An 18317-nucleotide genomic window follows, 5' to 3' on the forward strand; every position below is an offset into this window, starting at 1 on the left:
ATTAAAAATTCATCATTTCTGTTTATTTTTTAATCCCATTGCAAGTTCCACAACTTTGTAAGCACCGTCATAAAGACCTGCCTTTTTATTCGTTACAATGTTCTGACACATATCTGAAAGAAAAGTATCGTCCTGTAAAAATAATTCCAGCATCTGGATCGTGTGCGGAATATCCCGGCACTCTAACGTTCCGTCTCCCACCTCCGCAGAATGGATTGCACCCCACATCTCATGTTTTCCCACGCGGCGGATGAACAGTTTCGGCACCGGATAAAATGCGAGTTCACTCGGTTTTGTCACTAAGACATCACAGCTTCTCATGAGAAGATTCGTGCAGTATACCGCCTCGAAAATATTTTTGTGCCAGAATCCGTGAATCCCTTCGATTTTCTCCTTCCCATCCAATGCTTTTTGTGCAAATGCTTCTGTATCTGCCCAACAATCAAAATGTTCTGCTGCATAGTTTTTCATCTCAGGAATCTCTGCCAGCAGCGCCTCCCAGACATTTCTGTAATCGCCCACATTGACGTATAACGCCGCCTGCTTCTTCTCAATATACGGAAGCAGGAATTTGATGATCGCTGCAAAAATCTCCTTCTGCGCACCAGCTCCGCCGATTGTTAAAAGGAAACGCATAGGCTCACCATTCTCTTTTCTCCGGATACGCGCCTCACAGTCCGCTTCGATGCCCTGCACAATTTCATGGTCAATGTAATGTCCTGTGTATACAAGGCTGTCGGATGGCATTGGTTTATTTACTTTATCTTTATTCATGCCGTTTAAAATGCGGTATCCCATATAGGAATTATGACACTGGATCGTATGCACGCTTCCTTCTGATAAATGTAGTGCCATCGGCCAGTTATCCGGGATCGCGTTCACCACGTATTTCATTCCGGCATGTACGGCTGCCTGCGCCGGCCAGACATGTGTTCCGATCACCGGAATATCCTTCGGCACATTGCGGTACACCGGAGCCATCAGCTCCGCATTTTTCTGGTCTGCCGCATTGTAGGACAATGCCCGGAATCCCTCATAATTCATTGGCTCCCAGACAAGTTTGTTAAAAATCGGATTTTTCGAAAGTCTTGAGCCGAGTGAATACAGATCATTCTGTGCACCGATCACTTTTGTGCAGGTCGTCTCCCCATAGGAATTTAAGTCCATCCAGTAAGGCGTATAGCCCATCGCCTTCGCCGCAGACGCCATCGCCATGGAAATGCGGTAGTGTCCAAATCCCATACGGATATTTCCGACAATGATCCCTTTTTCTGTGTCAAATGTACCTTTTCCCGCATGTGCATTCTCTGCCGGATTTCCAACCAGAATATTATAAACCCCCAGGGAATCTCCGATATAACGGTTCTTCTCGACCGACACCTCATAATTTTTCCGGGAGTCATCTCCAAATTTTTTTATATATTTCTTTTTGGACTTCACTGCCTTTTTATAAACCTTGTCCGGCATTTTATTTCCAAAAATCACGCTTGATCTGTCTGTCATGTTTTCATTCTCTCCAAACTTTAAATATTTCTCTCACTTTGAACCGTAAAACCGATTTTTTATCTCCGTGTCACAATCCCGTATGATAAGTGCCGCATTCTGCTTTTCTCCTGGCTGAAGCCTTTTGCTCTTCACATAAGCGCCACCCATTCCTCCCTGCAAAGCCACCGTCTTTGGTCCGATGATTTCAATCGGTCCCTCTGTCTCAAAGGTAAGTGGTTCATTGTAAAATGGAAGGATATTGCCGTGTTCGTCCTGTGCCTGAATCCGAACCTCAGCCACATCATAACTCTCTGCGTCGATCAGATTCTCATGATCCGCCACTGCTGAAATCTTCCGCTCTGTCATCGGTTCTTTGATGATTGTTTTCACCACCCGCTCCTGCCTTGTAGATACATCCACCATCACCGCCTCAAAACGATACGTTGTGGAGGTGCCACCCCAGTCGCCAATGTATTTGTTATACAACCGGACTGCCTCTTCCATATTCATATGATAGCGAAGAATCAGCCATATTCCCGTCGCATAAATGGACTTTGGAAGCTTTGCGAACCCAAACCTGGTAAACGCATTCAAAGCTTTTTTCACACCGGCTTCCTGTCCCGGTTTCATATGTTCTTCCTGCAGGGCATCTCCGATAAAATCATCGATAAGAATCGGACCGTGTTTCAGATGTGTGTACGGAGAATCTGCGGCACTGTACTCCTTAATGAACCGATCATTTTTATACATCCGCACCTTATCCGCATTCGTAAAAATATAGGTTTCCCCGCGGTTACATCCCGGATGTTCCCCAATATCCATGGAAGAACTTAATTCCAGCACCGGCTCTTTCTCCTGCTGACAAGCATAGACCGCCGCTGCCAGTTTCGGATTGCGGAACATATCCATGACTCCGTGATAACAGATGCGGTCACCACTTCCGAAATCCTTGTGAGTGTTGTAATCAAACATGCACCAGCCAAAGCATCCTGCAATGTCCTCCTCGGCTGCCACCGCATCCAAAACATTTGCATGGCGGAGCGCATGCTCTGCCCGGTGTTCTTCCCAGTCAAAAGTCTTCGTCGGATACATATGCCCATTGTATTCACTGATGAGGTATGGTTTTTCCATATCCGATGTCACATTCTTTTTTGGCTCACATCCCTTTGCTTTTCCATCATGCACAAAATCATTGTAGGTATACACATCTTCCAACAGACTGCTTTTTCTGTTTGCACGCACACCACCTGTCGATCTCGAATCATCGAATTCATGCGCCGCCTCATTTGTTCTTCTGTAAAATGCATCATCATCCTGCGATTCATTAATACGCACGCCCCAGAGGATGATCGACGTGTGATTCCGGTACTGTTTTACCATATCCCTGACATTTTCCACCGCCTGATCTTTCCATGCAGCGTCACCGATATGCTGCCACCCTGGAATTTCTGTGAAAACAAGAAGTCCTATTTCGTCACACCGCTCTATAAAATAATGGGACTGTGGATAGTGGGAGGTGCGCACTGCATTCACCCCCAGCTCCCTCTTTAAAATATCCGCATCCAGCTGCTGCATAGATTTTGGCATCGCATATCCCGCATACGGATAACTCTGGTGACGGTTTAAACCTCTCAGTTTTATTTTTTTGCCGTTCAGATAGAATCCGTCTTTTTTGAATTCTGCCCTTCGGAATCCGATTCGGTCTATCCTCTCATCCATTAACTTTCCATCACAGATTAATTCTGTCTTAACTTCATAAAGTTCCGGATGTTCCAGCTCCCACAGAATCACATTTTCTACCAGATAGGAAAGCTGCATGGAAGTGCCGGAGATTTCACTCTCCCCTAATGGCTGATACTCTCCTGTCTTTTTATTTTTAAGACTCTGTTTTAAAAACAATCCCTCCTGCGTTCTTTGCACCGTCACCTCAGAGATGAGTTCCGCATTCTGGTCATCCATTTGTCCAATGTTTGTCCTGATAAAAATATCTTCGATGTAGTCTTTATTTTTAATATCCAGATAGACATCCCGGTAAATGCCGCCGTATGTCATATAGTCGATCACATAACCAAACGGTGGAATATTCAAGTCCTCCCTGCTGTCTACTTTCACGACAAGGATATTTTTTTCTCCATAGCGGAGTACTCCGCTGATATCCATCGTAAAAGCTGTGTATCCACAGTGATGTTCTCCCACTTTCTCCCCATTTAAAAATACTTCGCTGTCATGGGCGGCACCATCGATTGTCAGTAATATCTTTTTTCCTTCCCACGCTTTCTCTGCCTCGATGACTCTTCGATAACCGCTGATCATCTGATAGCAGTGTTCATCAAAATAGTGAAGCGGCGTTTCCTTACAAGTATGTGGAATCCTGACATTCTGCATTGTACTGTCATCATAAGCTGCCTCTGTCATAGAAGCTTCAAACTGTTCTGCAAACTTCCAGTCATCATTCAAATAAATACGTTCTGACATCATCCTCACCCTCTCTGTTCTCCTGTGTAACGAACTCCATGCTATCTTTTACCTTGTAATTCCATCCACCAGTATATTGACTACTTCCTCTAACGCCTCGTTGTAGGAAATCTGATTTGTGATCAGAATATCTCTCTGGAAAAACTGCTCAAGCGTTGCCTCCATCATGGTTTTCAAAATTGGAATCTGAATCGGCCGGACCGTGCCCTCATGAATTCCCTGCTGGATCAACGCGATCGTTGTCTCCCAGCCTGTCTCTAACCGCTGCTCCACTTTTTTATAAATTTTTGGATATTTATCTTTCAATAAATATAGCTGCCGAAAATCAATGTCTTTATAACCCTCCGGGAGCACTCCTAAAATTGCCCGAATCTTCCCAACCGTATCAAGCGAAGTATCCGAGAGTACTTTCTGCTCGCTCTCTTTGATGGAATCAAAACAGTAATCCACCATCTCTGACACCAGTGTATTCTTATCCTGAAATACGGTATAAATCGTTTTCTTACTGATTCCAAGCAGGGCGGCGATATCATCCATCGTAAACTTCAATCCCTTTTTATTAAATGCCTGAATCGTTCCCTCTAAAATGGTCTCCCGTAACTCCATATCCGCTCCCCTTCTCTGCTTTTTATTTGGAAACTATTTTTCACATTTCCGTTTCCATTATTGTAACATGTTCCAGTTTTTCTCACAAGAAACTACTTTCACAAAAATAGTTTCCATTTTTTGTAGAAATGTACCAACAGGAATCCCTGCTTGCATACTATGAAAATGTCGATTAAAATAAAATAAGTCAGGCATATTCCGTTACCTCTTTTTACATAACAGGTAACCGGATTCTGACCTTTGTTTTTACTATCAGAAAGGAATTTTATCTATGAAAACATTATATTTTGAATGTAAGATGGGTGCTGCCGGAGACATGCTCATGGCTGCCCTTTATGAAATATGCGACCAGAAAGAATTATTTTTGCAGACGATGAATCAGGCTTTCTCGGAATATGGGATTCAGATTTCTGCGGAGGAATCAAAAAAGTGCGGCATTTCCGGCACACATATGCATGTTATGATAAACGGAGAAGAGGAAGGCGTGCATGTACATGAACATGTACATACACATACCCATGATCACACAGAAGCAGAACATGTACACACGAACGAGCATGAGGCAGCGGAACATCATCATGATGAATCTTCCCATGCGCACACGCATCACAGTTACCAGTCTGTCCTCGCACAGATCGAACACTTACAGCTTCCTGCCCAGGTAAAAGCAGATGCCGCTGCTATCTATCGCCTGATTGGAGAAGCAGAATCTGCCGTACACAACACCACATTAGAACAGATTCATTTTCATGAGGTTGGAACTTTGGATGCGCTGGCTGATGTCTGTGGCTGTGCTCTTCTCATGTATCTGATTACACCGGAAAAAGTATTCGCTTCCCCGCTTCATGTCGGAAGTGGTTTTGTAAAATGCGCCCACGGTATCCTCCCTGTTCCAGCTCCTGCGACCGCGGAGCTTTTAAAAGGAATCCCTTTTTATACCGGTTCCATCAAGGGCGAACTTCTGACGCCAACCGGTGCCGCTATCCTTCGCCATTATGTGGAAGGTTTTGAAGAAATGCCTGTTATGACTTTAGAACATATCGGCTGCGGCATGGGACAAAAAGACTTTGAAACCGCCAACTGTGTCCGGACATTTCTCGGTGATGTTCAGGCGAACGGTTATGATGATAAAATTTTAAGTATCTCCTGCAATCTGGATGATATGACAGGCGAAGATATAAGCTTTGCTGCGGAAACCCTTTTAAACGCCGGCGCACTCGATGTATATACGATCCCGATCCAGATGAAAAAAGGCAGACCAGGGATTATCCTGACCTGCCTCTGTGCGCTGTCTGAAAAAGAAAACTTCACAAACCTTTTCTTTCAGCACACAACCACCCGCGGCATCCGTTATGCTGTTTACGAACGTGTGAAACTCGTCTCCACGTTTGAGACAAAAGAAACTCCTTACGGAAAAATCCGCATAAAAAAAGTTCCGGTTATCATGTAGACCATGAAAAACCGGAATTTGAAGATTTAAAAGCAATTGCTTTCAAACAGGGCTGTTCCCTGAAAGATGTACGAAATCTGCTCGACTGATATGCAAATAAATCCCAATAGGATTTTATCCTGAACACTCTATTTATTATTATGTTATGTGTATATCTGCAGACTACACGGTACCTATTTATACATTTGCAGTCTGATTCATATGTGCATACATCTGCGTTGTTGAAATATCGGAATGTCCTAATATCTCCTGCACGCTCTTTAAGTCTGCCCCGCTGCACACAAGATGTGCAGCAAAAGAATGTCGCAGCATATGCGGAGTGATCTCGGACTCTATTCCTGCCCGCTTTCCATAGGACTTGATCAGCTTCCAGAATCCCTGACGGCTCATCGCATCCCCGGAACAATTGGTGAACAACCAGATGGAATTCTCATCCTTCACCAACTGTGGACGTCCATCCCTGATATACCTGACAAGTGCGTCCTTTGCCACCGGAGTCATTGGAATCATACGCCCCTTGTGTGAATCTACACATGTAATATACCCGGTATCAAAATTCACATCTGTTAATTTCAAAGAGATCAATTCAGAAACACGGATTCCTGTTGCATACAACAATTCAAGCATTGCTTTATCACGCAGACCTTTCGCCGAATTATCCTTCGGCTGGGCTAACAGGCGGTTTGTTTGCTCTGTTGTCAGAATAGTTGGGGCTTTCTTCTCCACCTTTGGAGCTTTCAGTTCAAAAGCTGGATCTGCGCTTGTCCTTTGTTCTAACTCTTCATAGTGAAAGAATGCTTTCATGGACGCAACACTTCTGGATACTGTTGCAGGCTTTAATCCTGACTGTTCTAACTCTATCACATAAGAATTCAGAACTTCTGGGGTAACAGCGTCAATTCTATCCACTCCATGTGCTGTTAAATACAAAATCATCTTCTTTAAGTCTCGCTCATAAGATACTTCTGTATTCTCTGAAGTTTGTTTTTCCTGATGAAGATATTGGATAAAATTATGTATATCCTGTTTCATGCTCATTACCTGCCCCGATTCTTTTCTCTCAATGTAAACTCTTTCAAGCCGAAAAAATACCTCATTTCGAGGTATATTCCCTATTATAATGATTCAGAAATCAAAATGCAATCAGTATTTTTGCCTGTTGTTTTGTTTCTTTTTGTCCATATACAACATGTCGTTTTTTGTAATTTCTGTCTTACCATATGTTGTAATTATTCATTACAATTTTTTTACATACATATTACATAATCTGCCCCATTTTCGCTGTCATAGTACTTTTTTCAGGAAAAACGGTGAAATATACCCCTCTGCAAGACACCCCAGCACAACGAGCAAAGCACAGACAAATATTACTTTTCTTTCTCTTCCTCTCTCATACACGGTGAACGCCAGTAAATAGAAAATCCACTGCGGAAGCATTGCCAGTAAAACTGCTGCGATTCCAGACAGTCCCCGTTCTATCACTGACATTGTGATAAATATTCCTGTCAGGAACAGAAACAGTGCCAGAAAAACCCTTGTCACGATCCTCCTGCCAAATACTGTGCCAAGCAGCAGGATCACAATCAGTCCTTTCATCCGCATGAAAAAAATATACCAGAAATACTGGTCATAGGACATGCTCCAGAAAGTGACAGCTGACTGATCCCAGAAGGAAGTCACACCATAGGTGTTCAACAAACCGCTTCCCATAAGATTGACAAGCAATATTCCGGCAAGGAAACATAATGCATAGATGATCTTATTTTTTTGAATCACAATTTTCTACCAAAAATCAATCTTACTAATAATCTATGCTTTTCCGGAATCCTTATTCAGCAAATTCTTATAGGCGAGGATTGCAGAAACCGTCTTGGAATCCTGTATTTTACCTGCATAGATCATTTCACACAATTCGTCTACATCATGTGCTTCCACGTCTATCGCTTCTCCCTCGTCCAGATGCTGTGTACTCTTCACTAAATCTCTTGCAAGGTACACATCAATAAATTCATCACAAAATGCAACCGTCGTTCGAAGTGAAAGCAAAAATGACAGATTCTCACTCCGGTATCCGGTCTCCTCTTCGAGTTCCCTTGCAGCACACACTTTGGTATCTTCTGTCACACTGTCTCTCGCTCCGGCAGGAATCTCTAACGTCATACGCTCTAAAGCATTCCGGTACTGTCTCACCATTAGCAGTTTTCCATCCTCACGCACTGCAACAACTGCCGCAGCTCCCTTTCTATGTGAGACAAAATCCCATTCTTCTGTTTTGCCATTTGGAAGTTCCATTGTATCTTTGTACACATCAAGAATAGTGCCTTTCATCACCAATTCCCGTTTAATTCTTTTTGCATGTTCACTCATCTTTCTTTCCTCCTGCCTCTTCTGGTTCTAGGATTATTCTATAACAATCGAACGCTTTTTCATATAAAAAAGAAGATTCGAAACAGGATCCATCCTCTTCAAATCTTCTTTTATGCTCTCTTTGTCAAGCTATTTCGCAAAATCCGTTACACGTGACTCGCGAATCACATTTACTTTAATCTGTCCAGGGTATTCCAATTCAGACTCAATCTGTTTTGCAATATTGCGTGCCAATAATACCATGTCAGCATCGCTGATCTGTTCTGGAACTACCATAATTCGAATCTCTCTACCTGCCTGAATAGCAAATGATTTTTCTACTCCCTTAAATCCGTTTGAAATATCTTCTAATTGTTTTAATCTGTTGGTATAAGTATCAAGTGTCTCTCTTCTTGCACCAGGTCTTGCCGCACTGATCGTATCAGCAGCCTGTACGATACAAGCAATCAGGGACTCAGGTTCTACATCACCATGATGAGCCTCAACTGCATTGATGATAATTGGTGATTCTTTGTATTTTCTACATAAATCAACACCAATCTGAATATGAGATCCTTCCATATCATGATCCACAGATTTACCAATATCATGTAAAAGACCTGCACGTTTCGCAGTTCTTACGTCTACACCAATTTCCGCTGCCAATAATCCGGAAAGCTGTGCTACTTCAATAGAATGCTTTAATGCATTCTGTCCGTAACTTGTCCTGAACTTCATTCTGCCGAGTAAGCGAACGAGTTCCGGATGAATTCCGTGAACACCAACTTCTAATGTTGCTGCTTCACCTTCCTCACGGATCATTGTTTCAACTTCTTTTTGTGCCTTTTCTACCATTTCTTCGATTCTAGCCGGATGAATACGTCCATCTACAATCAATTTTTCCAAAGCAATGCGGGCAACTTCTCTTCTGATTGGATCAAATCCAGACAAAATAACTGCTTCCGGTGTATCATCAATAATTAAATCCACACCTGTCATCGTCTCTAACGTACGAATATTACGTCCCTCTCGTCCGATGATTCTACCTTTCATCTCGTCATTCGGAAGCTGTACAACAGAAATTGTTGTCTCTGCCACATGGTCTGCTGCACATTTCTGAATGGCAGTTACCACATAATCTTTGGCCTTCTTATCAGCTTCTTCCTTTGCCTTGTTTTCCATTTCTTTGATTAATTTTGCGGTATCAAGTTTAACATCTTCTTCAACGGTTTTTAAGAGATATTCCTTTGCTTGTTCGGAGGTTAATCCAGAGATTCTTTCCAGTTCCTGTAAACGCTCTTCATTGAGCTTTGCAATCTGAGCTTTCTGCTTGTTGATTTCTTCTTCTTTTGCAGCAAAACCGGCTTCGCGTCTCTCGATGGATTCCAACTTCTTGTCTAAGTTTTCTTCCTTCTGTACGACTCTGCGTTCACTACGCTGAATCTCTGCTCTGCGCTCTTTTACTTCTTTGTCCAGATCATTTTTGACTCTGATGGACTCTTCCTTTGCTTCGAGCATTGCTTCACGTTTTTTGGTTTCTGCTGTCTTTACCGCTTCATCGATAATCTCACGTGCTCTATCTTCCGCATTACCAATCTTAGCATTTGCTACGTTCTTGTGGTAAGCAGTTGTGATAAAGTATGTCAGAACCGCAGTAACGATAAGTGTTATAACAACAGCGATCACTATCTGCAGCACAGGAGCACCTCCTTTATGAAATTTTCATTGTACATATAACATATAATTAGATTAATTTTCTGTCATAATTAACAACAGGTTAATTTTATTCTATTTTCATACTTATGTCAAGTCAATTACTGTTCAATATGCATAATATTGAATGACTCAAAAATAAGAATACAACATATTGTACAAATTTGTCAGATTTTCTCTGAAACAAAATTTTTCTCTCCGGCCTGCTCCTACTGCCGTTCCTGCTTCATGACATGAAGGATATCACTGCTTTTGAATCCCCTGCGGAGTAAAAACTGATAATTCTTCCGCTGTTCGCTGACATCTGCATCCTCAAAAGAATAATGCCGCTTCTGCAGTAACTCTGCAATCTTCTTCTGATCATCCGAAACATACTCTTCTTCTAATGCTGCATCAACCAGATCTCTTCCAATCCCTTTTGCCATCAGTTCCATCTTAAGTTTTTGTCTACTTTTCTTCTCCTGATGATAACGGATGTAGGTAGAAGCATAACGAAAATCGTCGATATAATGATAACTTTTTACATAGGCAATTGCGGATTCAATACAACTTTCCGGATATCCGTTCTGTTTCAGTTTGTCATAAAGCTGACGCTCTGTCCGGTCCTGCTTTTCCAACAGATGCATTGCCCTCTTGATTGCACGCTTTCCAAGGATTTCATTCAGAATCTTATCATAGACAGCCTCTGTGACAACACAGCCCTCCTCTATCCCAAGCTTTCGAATCTCTCCTTTATAAAGAACAACTTCTGTCCCATCATCAAACCGGATTCTTGCTTTTCCCTTCTCAAGAGGTACGACCGACATGACCTGAAGACTCATTTTTATTCCTCATCCTCTAATACTTCTGGCTCTCCCTCAGCATCCGTCTCTTCTGCAGTACCATCTAACTGGAATTTTTCTCTGACTTTTGCCTCAACCTCTTCACATACGAGTGGATTCTCTCTCAGATAAGTTTTCGCATTCTCACGTCCCTGACCAATCTTATCTCCGTTATAGGCATACCATGCACCGGACTTCACAATAATGCCACAGTCTGCAGCAAGGTCTAAAATATCTCCCTCTTTGGAAATTCCCTTACCAAACATAATGTCAAACTCAGCCTCTTTGAATGGAGGTGCCACTTTATTCTTTACGATCTTCACACGGGTACGGTTACCGACAACCTCTCCTGCCTGTTTCAGAGATTCAATTCTACGGACATCCATACGCACAGATGAGTAGAATTTCAATGCACGTCCGCCGGTTGTTGTTTCTGGATTACCGAACATCACACCAACTTTTTCACGCAGCTGGTTAATAAAAATAACAATACAGTTCGACTTGCTGATGACTGCAGTTAATTTACGGAGAGCCTGGCTCATAAGTCTTGCCTGAAGTCCCACATGGGAATCTCCCATATCTCCATCAATCTCTGCTTTCGGAACAAGTGCTGCAACAGAGTCAACAATCACGATATCCACTGCCCCGGAGCGAACCATCGTCTCTGTGATCTCAAGCGCCTGCTCTCCACAGTCCGGCTGTGAAATATACAACTCATCAATATTCACACCGATATTCTTGGCATAAGCCGGATCAAGTGCATGCTCCGCATCAATAAATCCTGCGATTCCGCCCCTTTTCTGTACCTCGGCAACCGCATGCAGGGCAACCGTTGTCTTACCACTGGATTCCGGACCATAGATCTCAATAATTCTTCCCTTTGGAAGTCCTCCAAGACCAAGTGCAATATCAAGACTCAAAGATCCAGTTGGAATTGTCTCAACATTCATATGTGCTGAATTATCACCCAGCTTCATAATAGATCCCTTACCATACTGTTTCTCAATCTGTGAAATTGCAGCATCTAACGCTTTTAATTTATCTTCTCTTGCCATTTTCTTTCCTCCAATACGAACTTATGTTCGTTTTCTTGCTCTTATAGTATTATACTTTGCCCTAAATGTCAACTACGAACATGAAACAATTCTGTCCCTGTTCATCCTTTTAAGATAGTTTTCCCCCCTATTTAAACCATCACTTTCTATTTTTTGCCGGGATTTCATGCCGATCTGGCTGAAATAATTACTCTTGTAACATTTTATTTGATAAAAAAAGATTCTGCTATCTGCAAGATTGACTGTAACTGATAGATAGAAATTTGTCAAGGTGTTTTACAAAACACCCTGAAGCATTTCACGGATCGCATCTTTGCCCTGCACGCCGATTGCTTTTCCCTGAAACAGACCATAATGCATCACAACCAATGTCGGGATACTCATGATCTGATAATTCAGTGCCAGAGAAGCCTCTTCGTCCACATTCACCTTACCGAATTTTACTTTTCCATCCAACTCTGCGGCAAGCTCTTCTATAACCGTAGACTGCATTTTACATGGTTCACACCATTCTGCCCAGAAGTCAAGCACAACCGGGATCTTACATCCCAATACTTCTGCCTCAAAATTATCCTTTGTAATCGTTACAACTGCCATCTTTCTCTCCTTGTTTTTAATAGTTATCGGACAATTCGAAACTCATAAAAACCTAAATTGAATTGTGAAAAATTGACAAAAGACATGAAAGACACTGGGTGAGCCAAAATCGAACAAGTTCGATTGGTACTTAGAAGGCTGGTACAACGGTAAGTTGTGCCTGGCTTCTTAGTACCGCTGCGAGCGACACGTAGCGAGAGCGTGTCTTGAATGTTTTTGTTAATTTTGAACAATTTAAAGAAGATTATGAAGAGTTTCGTAGCTATCTGATAACAGTGAATTTATTCGCGTCCGAACTCTGACAATACAAGTCCTTCATTTCGGTCAAGTACCATGCCGACACTCCATGAATTGACAAACAGTAATAATGGACGTCCTTTGAGATCCTGGATCTTCTTCATATCGGAAGTTCCAACGATCTTATCCATATTGATATCCTCATTTTCAATCCAACGGATATGCTCATACGGAAGGTTGTCCATACGGATCTCAACGTTATATTCATTCTCCAGACGATATTTTAAAACGTCAAACTGAAGCACACCGACAACGCCGACGATGACTTCCTCCATACCCATGTTATATTCCTGGAAAATCTGGATTGCACCTTCCTGTGCGATCTGCTGCATTCCCTTCATGAACTGCTTACGCTTCATGGTATCCACCTGACGCACTCGCGCAAAATGTTCCGGTGCAAAGGTTGGGATTCCCTCAAACTTGAAAGGTTTTGCTGTTGTCAGGGTATCACCGATGGAGAAAATACCCGGATCGAACACACCGATAATATCTCCGGCATAAGCCTCATCCACGATGTGGCGCTCCTGCGCCATCATCTGCTGTGGCTGGGAAAGCTTGATCTTTTTATTGCCACCCTGTACGTGGGTAACTTCCATGCCCGCCTCAAATTTTCCGGAACAGATACGCATAAACGCGATACGGTCACGGTGCGCTTTGTTCATATTCGCCTGAATCTTGAACACAAACGCAGAGAAATCTTCCTGAAACGGATCGATCTCCCCGATATCTGCTTTTCTCGGAAGCGGAGAGTACGTCATTTTCAAAAAGTGCTGTAAAAATGTCTCCACACCAAAGTTTGTTAACGCGGAACCAAAAAATACAGGGGACAACTCACCTTTTGACACCAGATCCATATCAAACTCTGCACTTGCTCCGTCAAGCAGCTCGATTTCCTCTAACAGCTTTTCTTTTGCTGCCTCACCGATTTCATCTACAAGCGCCGGATCATCAATGTGAATGTGTCTCTCCGTTCCCTCTTTTGTTCCTTTTAACGTATCAGAGAACGTCATAACCTCTTTTGTATTGCGGTCATAAACACCTTTAAATCCTTTTCCGGAACCGATCGGCCAGTTGACCGGGCAGGTTGCGATTCCAAGCTCTTTCTCGATCTCATCCAACAGATCAAACGTGTCGTTCGCATCGCGGTCCATTTTGTTGATAAACGTAAAAATAGGGATATGGCGCATCACACAGACCTTAAACAGTTTTCTTGTCTGCGCCTCAACACCCTTTGATCCGTCGATGACCATGACGGCGGAATCTGCTGCCATCAAAGTACGGTAGGTATCCTCCGAGAAATCCTGATGTCCCGGCGTATCCAGAATATTGATACAGTAACCGCCATAATTAAACTGCAATACAGAGGAAGTGACGGAAATACCTCTCTCCTTCTCAATCTCCATCCAGTCAGAAACAGCGTGACGGGCAGTTGCCTTTCCCTTTACAGATCCGGCAAGATTGATCGCACCTCCGTAAAGCAGGAACTTCTCTGTCAATGTCGTCTTACCTGCATCCGGGTGGGAAATGATCGCAAAGGTACGTCTTTTTTCTATTTCTTTTCTTAAATCAGCCAAAATATATCCTCCAAATATAAAAAGCACAGCGGTTCTCAAAAAGAACCTGTAATGTGTAAATAAAGTCCCAAGAGACCGCTGTCATGTCTCATTGTAACACCGCACAGCCTGCTTTGCAGACTGCCGCCTTATAAGGATATAACGATAGCCGAAGAAAATCAAGGAAAATCTGATATTATTCCGTGTCCACCTCGCCTACTACAATTGGCGTAATGATCACATTTTCCGCGGAAACATTTGTTTTGCGTTTCACAATATCCTCCACCTGTGCGCGCTTTGCATCCGTCACTTCTCCCATATTTAAGACAACATCACAGCTGTCCTCGGTGATACTTACCACCACATCTGTGAATCCTTTTGCCTCCAAAAGCATTTCTGCCGCATTCTCGCGCTCCGCGATATCCGTCATCGCGATCATTTTATTGATCGCATCCTGTTTTAATTCATCGGAAATCGCATTATTGTTTACAATCTCCAGCAGAGTCTCCTTATTTTTTGAGCGGATCTGTTCACGGTTTAATTTCATTTCCGAAGCATAGTCGATATTGGCAACGGTCGTACTGGTGAGCACCGCCTCTCCCGGATTGACGACTTCCTCTGCCCCTGCTGTTCCATCTGCCACTGTCTGCCCTGTTCCTTCCGCTGCAGGTTCTCCCTCCGTGCCCGCCGCTGTCTCTGCGCTTCCATCCGTTACTGCCGCTGTCTCCGTCCCGTCCGGTTCCTCCGCCGTAAAAATCTCATTCTGCAAAACATCTTCATCCGAAATGTCGTAATCCTCTTCCAGTTCCCCTGCACTCACCTCTGCGTTTGCCGCCTCCGCCGCTGTCTGAAGTTTTCCGTCATCCATATTGTTATTCATGTAACTGAAATACCCTGCAACAGCGATCATAAGTGCCAGTGCCGTGATCACCAGCTGATTTTTTCGAAATATTTTCTTCATGTGATTCCTCCTTGTTTACTCCCTGGAACTACTCATCTTCACTACTTTTATTTTATGTGCCTCCACCCGGAATAATGCCATTACTGTATCGGAAATATCAGAAATTACCCTGGGATCATCCCCGCCCTCTGCCACCACCAGAACGCCCTCCACTTTGGGAAGCACTTCTTTTGTCACATAAGGCTGTTTTTCACTTCCGTTTTCCACATACACCGTTGTCTCCTCCGTCTCCTGCTCCGTCGTTGTACGGGTTCCTCCACCGGCATCACTTTCCTCGATACGGTTTCTCTGTTCTTTCTGATCTTTCTCCACGATCGTTTCACCGGAATCTGATAGCGTGATCATCACCTCTGTCTCTCCTACCCCCTCCATCTGCCCAAGCACATGCTTCAGCCTCTTTTCCATCGCAGCCGCATATACATTCTGGCTGTCCTGCGTGCTCCCGGGATCCAGAACCGCTGCAGCTGTCTCCTGCTCCGCCGTACTCTCACTATCTGACTGCTTTGGTGATAACGGCATTGCAATGATCAGGATCAGCACACCTGTAAGTGCAATTGCGATCCAGTCACTTTTTTTGAGTTGCCGCAGTCTATTCATACAGGATATCCAACTGTTCTTCCGATAATTGATAATAACTCACCAGCTTTTCTTTTAATTTTTTATATGCGCTATCCTCAGAAGCCTGTTTTTTCTGTCCATCCTCCAGCACAACTTTTCCGATTACAATCCCTTCCTTTACCGGATTAGTCAGCGTCATGCGGATACATTTGATCTCATAATTTTCTGTCATCTCCACTGCAATCTCCTTCACTGCAAAATTTTCATCCTGTGCCATCTGTGTAACATCAAGCGCAATGGTATCCTCGTACTTTTTCACATAGTGATCATTGTCCAGATAAGTGATTTTTTCTGCATCTGACTGTACCTCCTCCATCTTCTGTAAAAAAGACTGATATTCAATTTTTTCCAGAAAAGCGTCACTCTCTCCCATCCAGCCCAAAACCGGATAGAGCAGTCCAAAGACCAGGATCATCTGCGAAAAAAAACGGATATACTTCTGCATGCCCGCCTTCGGAACCATCTCAAGCAGTATCGTGAGCACAAGAAAAAGAATGACATAGCTTTTCAGATAACTAAAAATCCCGTTCATCGGCTCCTTCCCATTATCCTCAATAAATAAATCCCGACGCTGCCGCCGTCAGTGCGATCGTCACAAAAAACAACAGCACACTGTATCCCAGCAGTTTTACATAGAGCATACCTCCGTTTGCCAGACCTTTTAAGCAGCCGGAGATCCGCTTATCCGACACGGGCTCAGTCACTGCCGCTGCCAGTTTGTAAAAGAATGCAAGGCACAGCGCCTTGAGCAGGGGAACAAGACTGATCAGGACAAGCACCACAAGTCCCGCTGTCCCCACACAGCTTTTCATGACGATCCCTGCGCCAATTAGCAGCTCGGTCACGCTGCCCACCGCATTTCCAAGCCCCGGGATCACAGAAGCCGTTTTTGCAAAAATCCCATGCCCCATCCGGTCTTTTGCCGGGCCAATCAGGTTCTGTACTACATTCAGCCCCAATACGAGCACTCCTGCGATTTTTATCCCCCAGTTGATCACCTCAGAAAACAGTTCCGTCAGATTTGAAAAGCGCTCCTCCGGCACAAAATGACCGAACATTTCCAACAGCACATAAATATGGATCAGAGGCATCAGCAGATTTAAAAACAGCCACTCCACCAGATAGATCACAAGAAATGCGGTCTGGTAAAATCCCGCAGCACTGCTCACATTTGAGGCAAACATCATGCTGAGACAAAACGTCGGCACCATGACTCTCATAAATTCCACACAGCTTTCCAATGACTTTGACACGACCTCCTGAAAGAGAAGAAATGTCTGCAAAAGCATGACTGCCATGACACAATACACCAGCAGAAAACATAGCTCCGAGATATACGACGCATGAAATGCACCCGCAAAGTTTTTCAGAACCGAAAAACAGAACGCCAGCAGTACAATTTCCAAAAGCATCTTCCGGTTAGCTGCTATCTCCCCAACGAGTGATGTTTTTATCGCAGAAAACACATGTTCTCCCCACGCTGTGCTCACCCCATCCTGCATCAATTCTTCCACCAGACCGGAAAAAGAAACCTGCTCCACGCCATAGTTTTCTAAAAATGTATCCAATTTTCCATAGTCCATCTCATCCGAAAGTTCACTCAGATAACTACCTGTCTCTTCTGCATGAACCTTCACCGGACAAAAGAGCCCTGCGAACATCAGAAACAGTATGATCTTCCACTGCCATCTCACTTTTCTCATAAAAGGCTCCCTATCGTATCAATAAATGCCATCAGTACCGGGAGACTCACCACAAGGATCGACATTTTGGCAAAGTTTTCAATCTGTCCTGCGATTGCTCCATAGCCGGCATCTTTGCACACATTTACTGCAAATTCTGCCGCGTAGGTAATGCCCACCATTTTGATCACCAGACCAATATAAGTACTGTCAATGGCGATCATCCCCTCTAACTTCTCCACAAATTCCAACACGATCTGAACCTTTGTGATAATATAAATAAAAATGCAGATACAGACTGCCATGCTTAAAAACATGCTGTATTCCTGCTTCTCTTTACGCAGCGGAATCGCTAGAAAAACCGCTGCGACACCTAAAATCCCCACTTTTATGATATCCATGTCTTTTTCACTCCCTGCCAGATTGTAACTGCTATATGATCTATAACATAAAAAGCGACTGCATCGTCTCAAACAGTTCATAAATATAAGGCACGATCCAGAACAGCACGATGATAAGTCCTGCCAGACTGGTCAAAAAAGCATGTTCTTCCCGTCCACTGTGTTTTAACACCTGACTCAGCACGGTCACTAAAATCCCAACCGCAGCAATTTTAAAAATCAAATTTACACTCATAAAGTTCCTGCCTTTCCACAGC

Annotated in this window: 18 protein-coding genes; 1 reads left to right on the plus strand and 17 read right to left on the minus strand. The window is 43.5% G+C overall.

Annotated elements, in window-relative coordinates; translation table 11 throughout:
- Positions 1-12: 12 nt before the first annotated feature.
- Genes ROSEINA2194_RS05290 through ROSEINA2194_RS05300 form a run of 3 tightly spaced genes read right to left on the minus strand, consistent with a single transcriptional unit; the run spans position 13 to position 4566 of the window.
- Positions 13-1503, minus strand: a complete 1491-nt coding sequence (locus ROSEINA2194_RS05290; RefSeq protein WP_007884251.1) for a DUF6937 domain-containing protein — start codon at positions 1501-1503, stop codon at positions 13-15.
- 33 nt (positions 1504-1536) lie between these two features.
- Positions 1537-3963, minus strand: coding sequence for a glycoside hydrolase family 2 protein (locus tag ROSEINA2194_RS05295; RefSeq protein WP_007884253.1), 2427 nt, complete (start codon positions 3961-3963; stop codon positions 1537-1539).
- Positions 3964-4008: 45 nt separating this feature from the next.
- Positions 4009-4566: a TetR/AcrR family transcriptional regulator gene (locus ROSEINA2194_RS05300; RefSeq protein WP_007884255.1), complete on the minus strand. Its 558-nt coding sequence runs from the start codon at positions 4564-4566 to the stop codon at positions 4009-4011.
- 271 nt (positions 4567-4837) lie between these two features.
- On the opposite strand from ROSEINA2194_RS05300, the gene larC reads away from it, so the two are divergent.
- Entirely contained in the window at positions 4838-6016 is a 1179-nt protein-coding gene (gene larC / locus ROSEINA2194_RS05305) for a nickel pincer cofactor biosynthesis protein LarC (protein WP_007884258.1), read from the plus strand.
- Between the two features lie 177 nt (positions 6017-6193).
- Here the strand turns inward: larC and ROSEINA2194_RS05310 are convergent, their stop codons facing one another.
- From ROSEINA2194_RS05310 to spoIIIAC, 14 genes are all read right to left on the minus strand, one after another.
- Entirely contained in the window at positions 6194-7048 is an 855-nt protein-coding gene (locus ROSEINA2194_RS05310) for a tyrosine recombinase (RefSeq protein ID WP_044927266.1), read from the minus strand.
- 252 nt (positions 7049-7300) lie between these two features.
- Positions 7301-7792 carry a hypothetical protein gene (locus tag ROSEINA2194_RS05315; RefSeq protein ID WP_007884263.1) on the minus strand — a complete coding sequence of 164 codons (492 nt, stop codon included), beginning with the start codon at positions 7790-7792 and terminating at the stop codon, positions 7301-7303.
- Positions 7793-7825: 33 nt separating this feature from the next.
- The gene (locus tag ROSEINA2194_RS05320) at positions 7826-8383 is read right to left on the minus strand and encodes an NUDIX hydrolase (RefSeq protein ID WP_007884264.1); all 558 of its coding nucleotides are present in this window, start codon (positions 8381-8383) and stop codon (positions 7826-7828) included.
- A 129-nt stretch (positions 8384-8512) separates the two neighbouring features.
- The gene (gene rny, locus ROSEINA2194_RS05325) at positions 8513-10060 is read right to left on the minus strand and encodes a ribonuclease Y (protein ID WP_007884265.1); all 1548 of its coding nucleotides are present in this window, start codon (positions 10058-10060) and stop codon (positions 8513-8515) included.
- 224 nt (positions 10061-10284) lie between these two features.
- Positions 10285-10896, minus strand: coding sequence for a regulatory protein RecX (locus tag ROSEINA2194_RS05330; RefSeq protein ID WP_007884266.1), 612 nt, complete (start codon positions 10894-10896; stop codon positions 10285-10287).
- Between the two features lie 2 nt (positions 10897-10898).
- A complete protein-coding gene (gene recA, locus ROSEINA2194_RS05335) occupies positions 10899-11951 on the minus strand; it encodes a recombinase RecA (protein ID WP_007884267.1) in 1053 nt (350 codons plus the stop codon).
- Positions 11952-12227: 276 nt separating this feature from the next.
- The gene (gene trxA / locus ROSEINA2194_RS05340; protein ID WP_007884268.1) at positions 12228-12548 is read right to left on the minus strand and encodes a thioredoxin; all 321 of its coding nucleotides are present in this window, start codon (positions 12546-12548) and stop codon (positions 12228-12230) included.
- A 281-nt stretch (positions 12549-12829) separates the two neighbouring features.
- Positions 12830-14419: a peptide chain release factor 3 gene (locus ROSEINA2194_RS05345; RefSeq protein ID WP_044927268.1), complete on the minus strand. Its 1590-nt coding sequence runs from the start codon at positions 14417-14419 to the stop codon at positions 12830-12832.
- A 175-nt stretch (positions 14420-14594) separates the two neighbouring features.
- Positions 14595-15359, minus strand: a complete 765-nt coding sequence (locus tag ROSEINA2194_RS05350; protein WP_007884274.1) for a SpoIIIAH-like family protein — start codon at positions 15357-15359, stop codon at positions 14595-14597.
- A 15-nt stretch (positions 15360-15374) separates the two neighbouring features.
- The gene (locus tag ROSEINA2194_RS05355; protein WP_007884275.1) at positions 15375-15956 is read right to left on the minus strand and encodes a SpoIIIAG-related protein; all 582 of its coding nucleotides are present in this window, start codon (positions 15954-15956) and stop codon (positions 15375-15377) included.
- Positions 15949-16509: a stage III sporulation protein AF gene (locus ROSEINA2194_RS05360; RefSeq protein WP_007884282.1), complete on the minus strand. Its 561-nt coding sequence runs from the start codon at positions 16507-16509 to the stop codon at positions 15949-15951. The genes ROSEINA2194_RS05355 and ROSEINA2194_RS05360 overlap by 8 nt, the downstream gene beginning before the upstream one ends.
- Positions 16510-16528: 19 nt before the next feature.
- The gene (locus tag ROSEINA2194_RS05365) at positions 16529-17680 is read right to left on the minus strand and encodes a stage III sporulation protein AE (protein ID WP_007884283.1); all 1152 of its coding nucleotides are present in this window, start codon (positions 17678-17680) and stop codon (positions 16529-16531) included.
- On the minus strand, positions 17677-18060 hold the full coding sequence (locus ROSEINA2194_RS05370) for a SpoIIIAC/SpoIIIAD family protein (protein WP_007884284.1): 384 nt from the start codon (positions 18058-18060) through the stop codon (positions 17677-17679). The genes ROSEINA2194_RS05365 and ROSEINA2194_RS05370 overlap by 4 nt, the downstream gene beginning before the upstream one ends.
- A gap of 40 nt (positions 18061-18100) precedes the next feature.
- Positions 18101-18295, minus strand: a complete 195-nt coding sequence (gene spoIIIAC / locus ROSEINA2194_RS05375; protein WP_007884285.1) for a stage III sporulation protein AC — start codon at positions 18293-18295, stop codon at positions 18101-18103.
- Between the last annotated feature and the right edge of the window lie 22 nt (positions 18296-18317).

It is taken from the genome of Roseburia inulinivorans DSM 16841 (assembly GCF_000174195.1).
In the GTDB taxonomy this organism is placed as follows: domain Bacteria; phylum Bacillota; class Clostridia; order Lachnospirales; family Lachnospiraceae; genus Roseburia; species Roseburia inulinivorans.

Bases quoted from the DNA above. Each gene is read 5' to 3' on its own strand.
- ROSEINA2194_RS05365 (WP_007884283.1), bottom strand. From the start codon at position 17,680: ATGAGAAAAGTGAGATGGCAGTGGAAGATCATACTGTTTCTGATGTTC.
- ROSEINA2194_RS05360 (WP_007884282.1), bottom strand. From the start codon at position 16,509: ATGAACGGGATTTTTAGTTATCTGAAAAGCTATGTCATTCTTTTTCTT.
- ROSEINA2194_RS05310 (WP_044927266.1), bottom strand. From the start codon at position 7,048: ATGAAACAGGATATACATAATTTTATCCAATATCTTCATCAGGAAAAA.
- ROSEINA2194_RS05290 (WP_007884251.1), bottom strand. From the start codon at position 1,503: ATGACAGACAGATCAAGCGTGATTTTTGGAAATAAAATGCCGGACAAG.
- ROSEINA2194_RS05300 (WP_007884255.1), bottom strand. From the start codon at position 4,566: ATGGAGTTACGGGAGACCATTTTAGAGGGAACGATTCAGGCATTTAAT.
- ROSEINA2194_RS05370 (WP_007884284.1), bottom strand. From the start codon at position 18,060: ATGGATATCATAAAAGTGGGGATTTTAGGTGTCGCAGCGGTTTTTCTA.
- trxA (WP_007884268.1), bottom strand. From the start codon at position 12,548: ATGGCAGTTGTAACGATTACAAAGGATAATTTTGAGGCAGAAGTATTG.
- ROSEINA2194_RS05355 (WP_007884275.1), bottom strand. From the start codon at position 15,956: ATGAATAGACTGCGGCAACTCAAAAAAAGTGACTGGATCGCAATTGCA.
- spoIIIAC (WP_007884285.1), bottom strand. From the start codon at position 18,295: ATGAGTGTAAATTTGATTTTTAAAATTGCTGCGGTTGGGATTTTAGTG.
- larC (WP_007884258.1), top strand. From the start codon at position 4,838: ATGAAAACATTATATTTTGAATGTAAGATGGGTGCTGCCGGAGACATG.
- ROSEINA2194_RS05330 (WP_007884266.1), bottom strand. From the start codon at position 10,896: ATGAGTCTTCAGGTCATGTCGGTCGTACCTCTTGAGAAGGGAAAAGCA.
- ROSEINA2194_RS05295 (WP_007884253.1), bottom strand. From the start codon at position 3,963: ATGATGTCAGAACGTATTTATTTGAATGATGACTGGAAGTTTGCAGAA.
- ROSEINA2194_RS05350 (WP_007884274.1), bottom strand. From the start codon at position 15,359: ATGAAGAAAATATTTCGAAAAAATCAGCTGGTGATCACGGCACTGGCA.
- recA (WP_007884267.1), bottom strand. From the start codon at position 11,951: ATGGCAAGAGAAGATAAATTAAAAGCGTTAGATGCTGCAATTTCACAG.
- ROSEINA2194_RS05320 (WP_007884264.1), bottom strand. From the start codon at position 8,383: ATGAGTGAACATGCAAAAAGAATTAAACGGGAATTGGTGATGAAAGGC.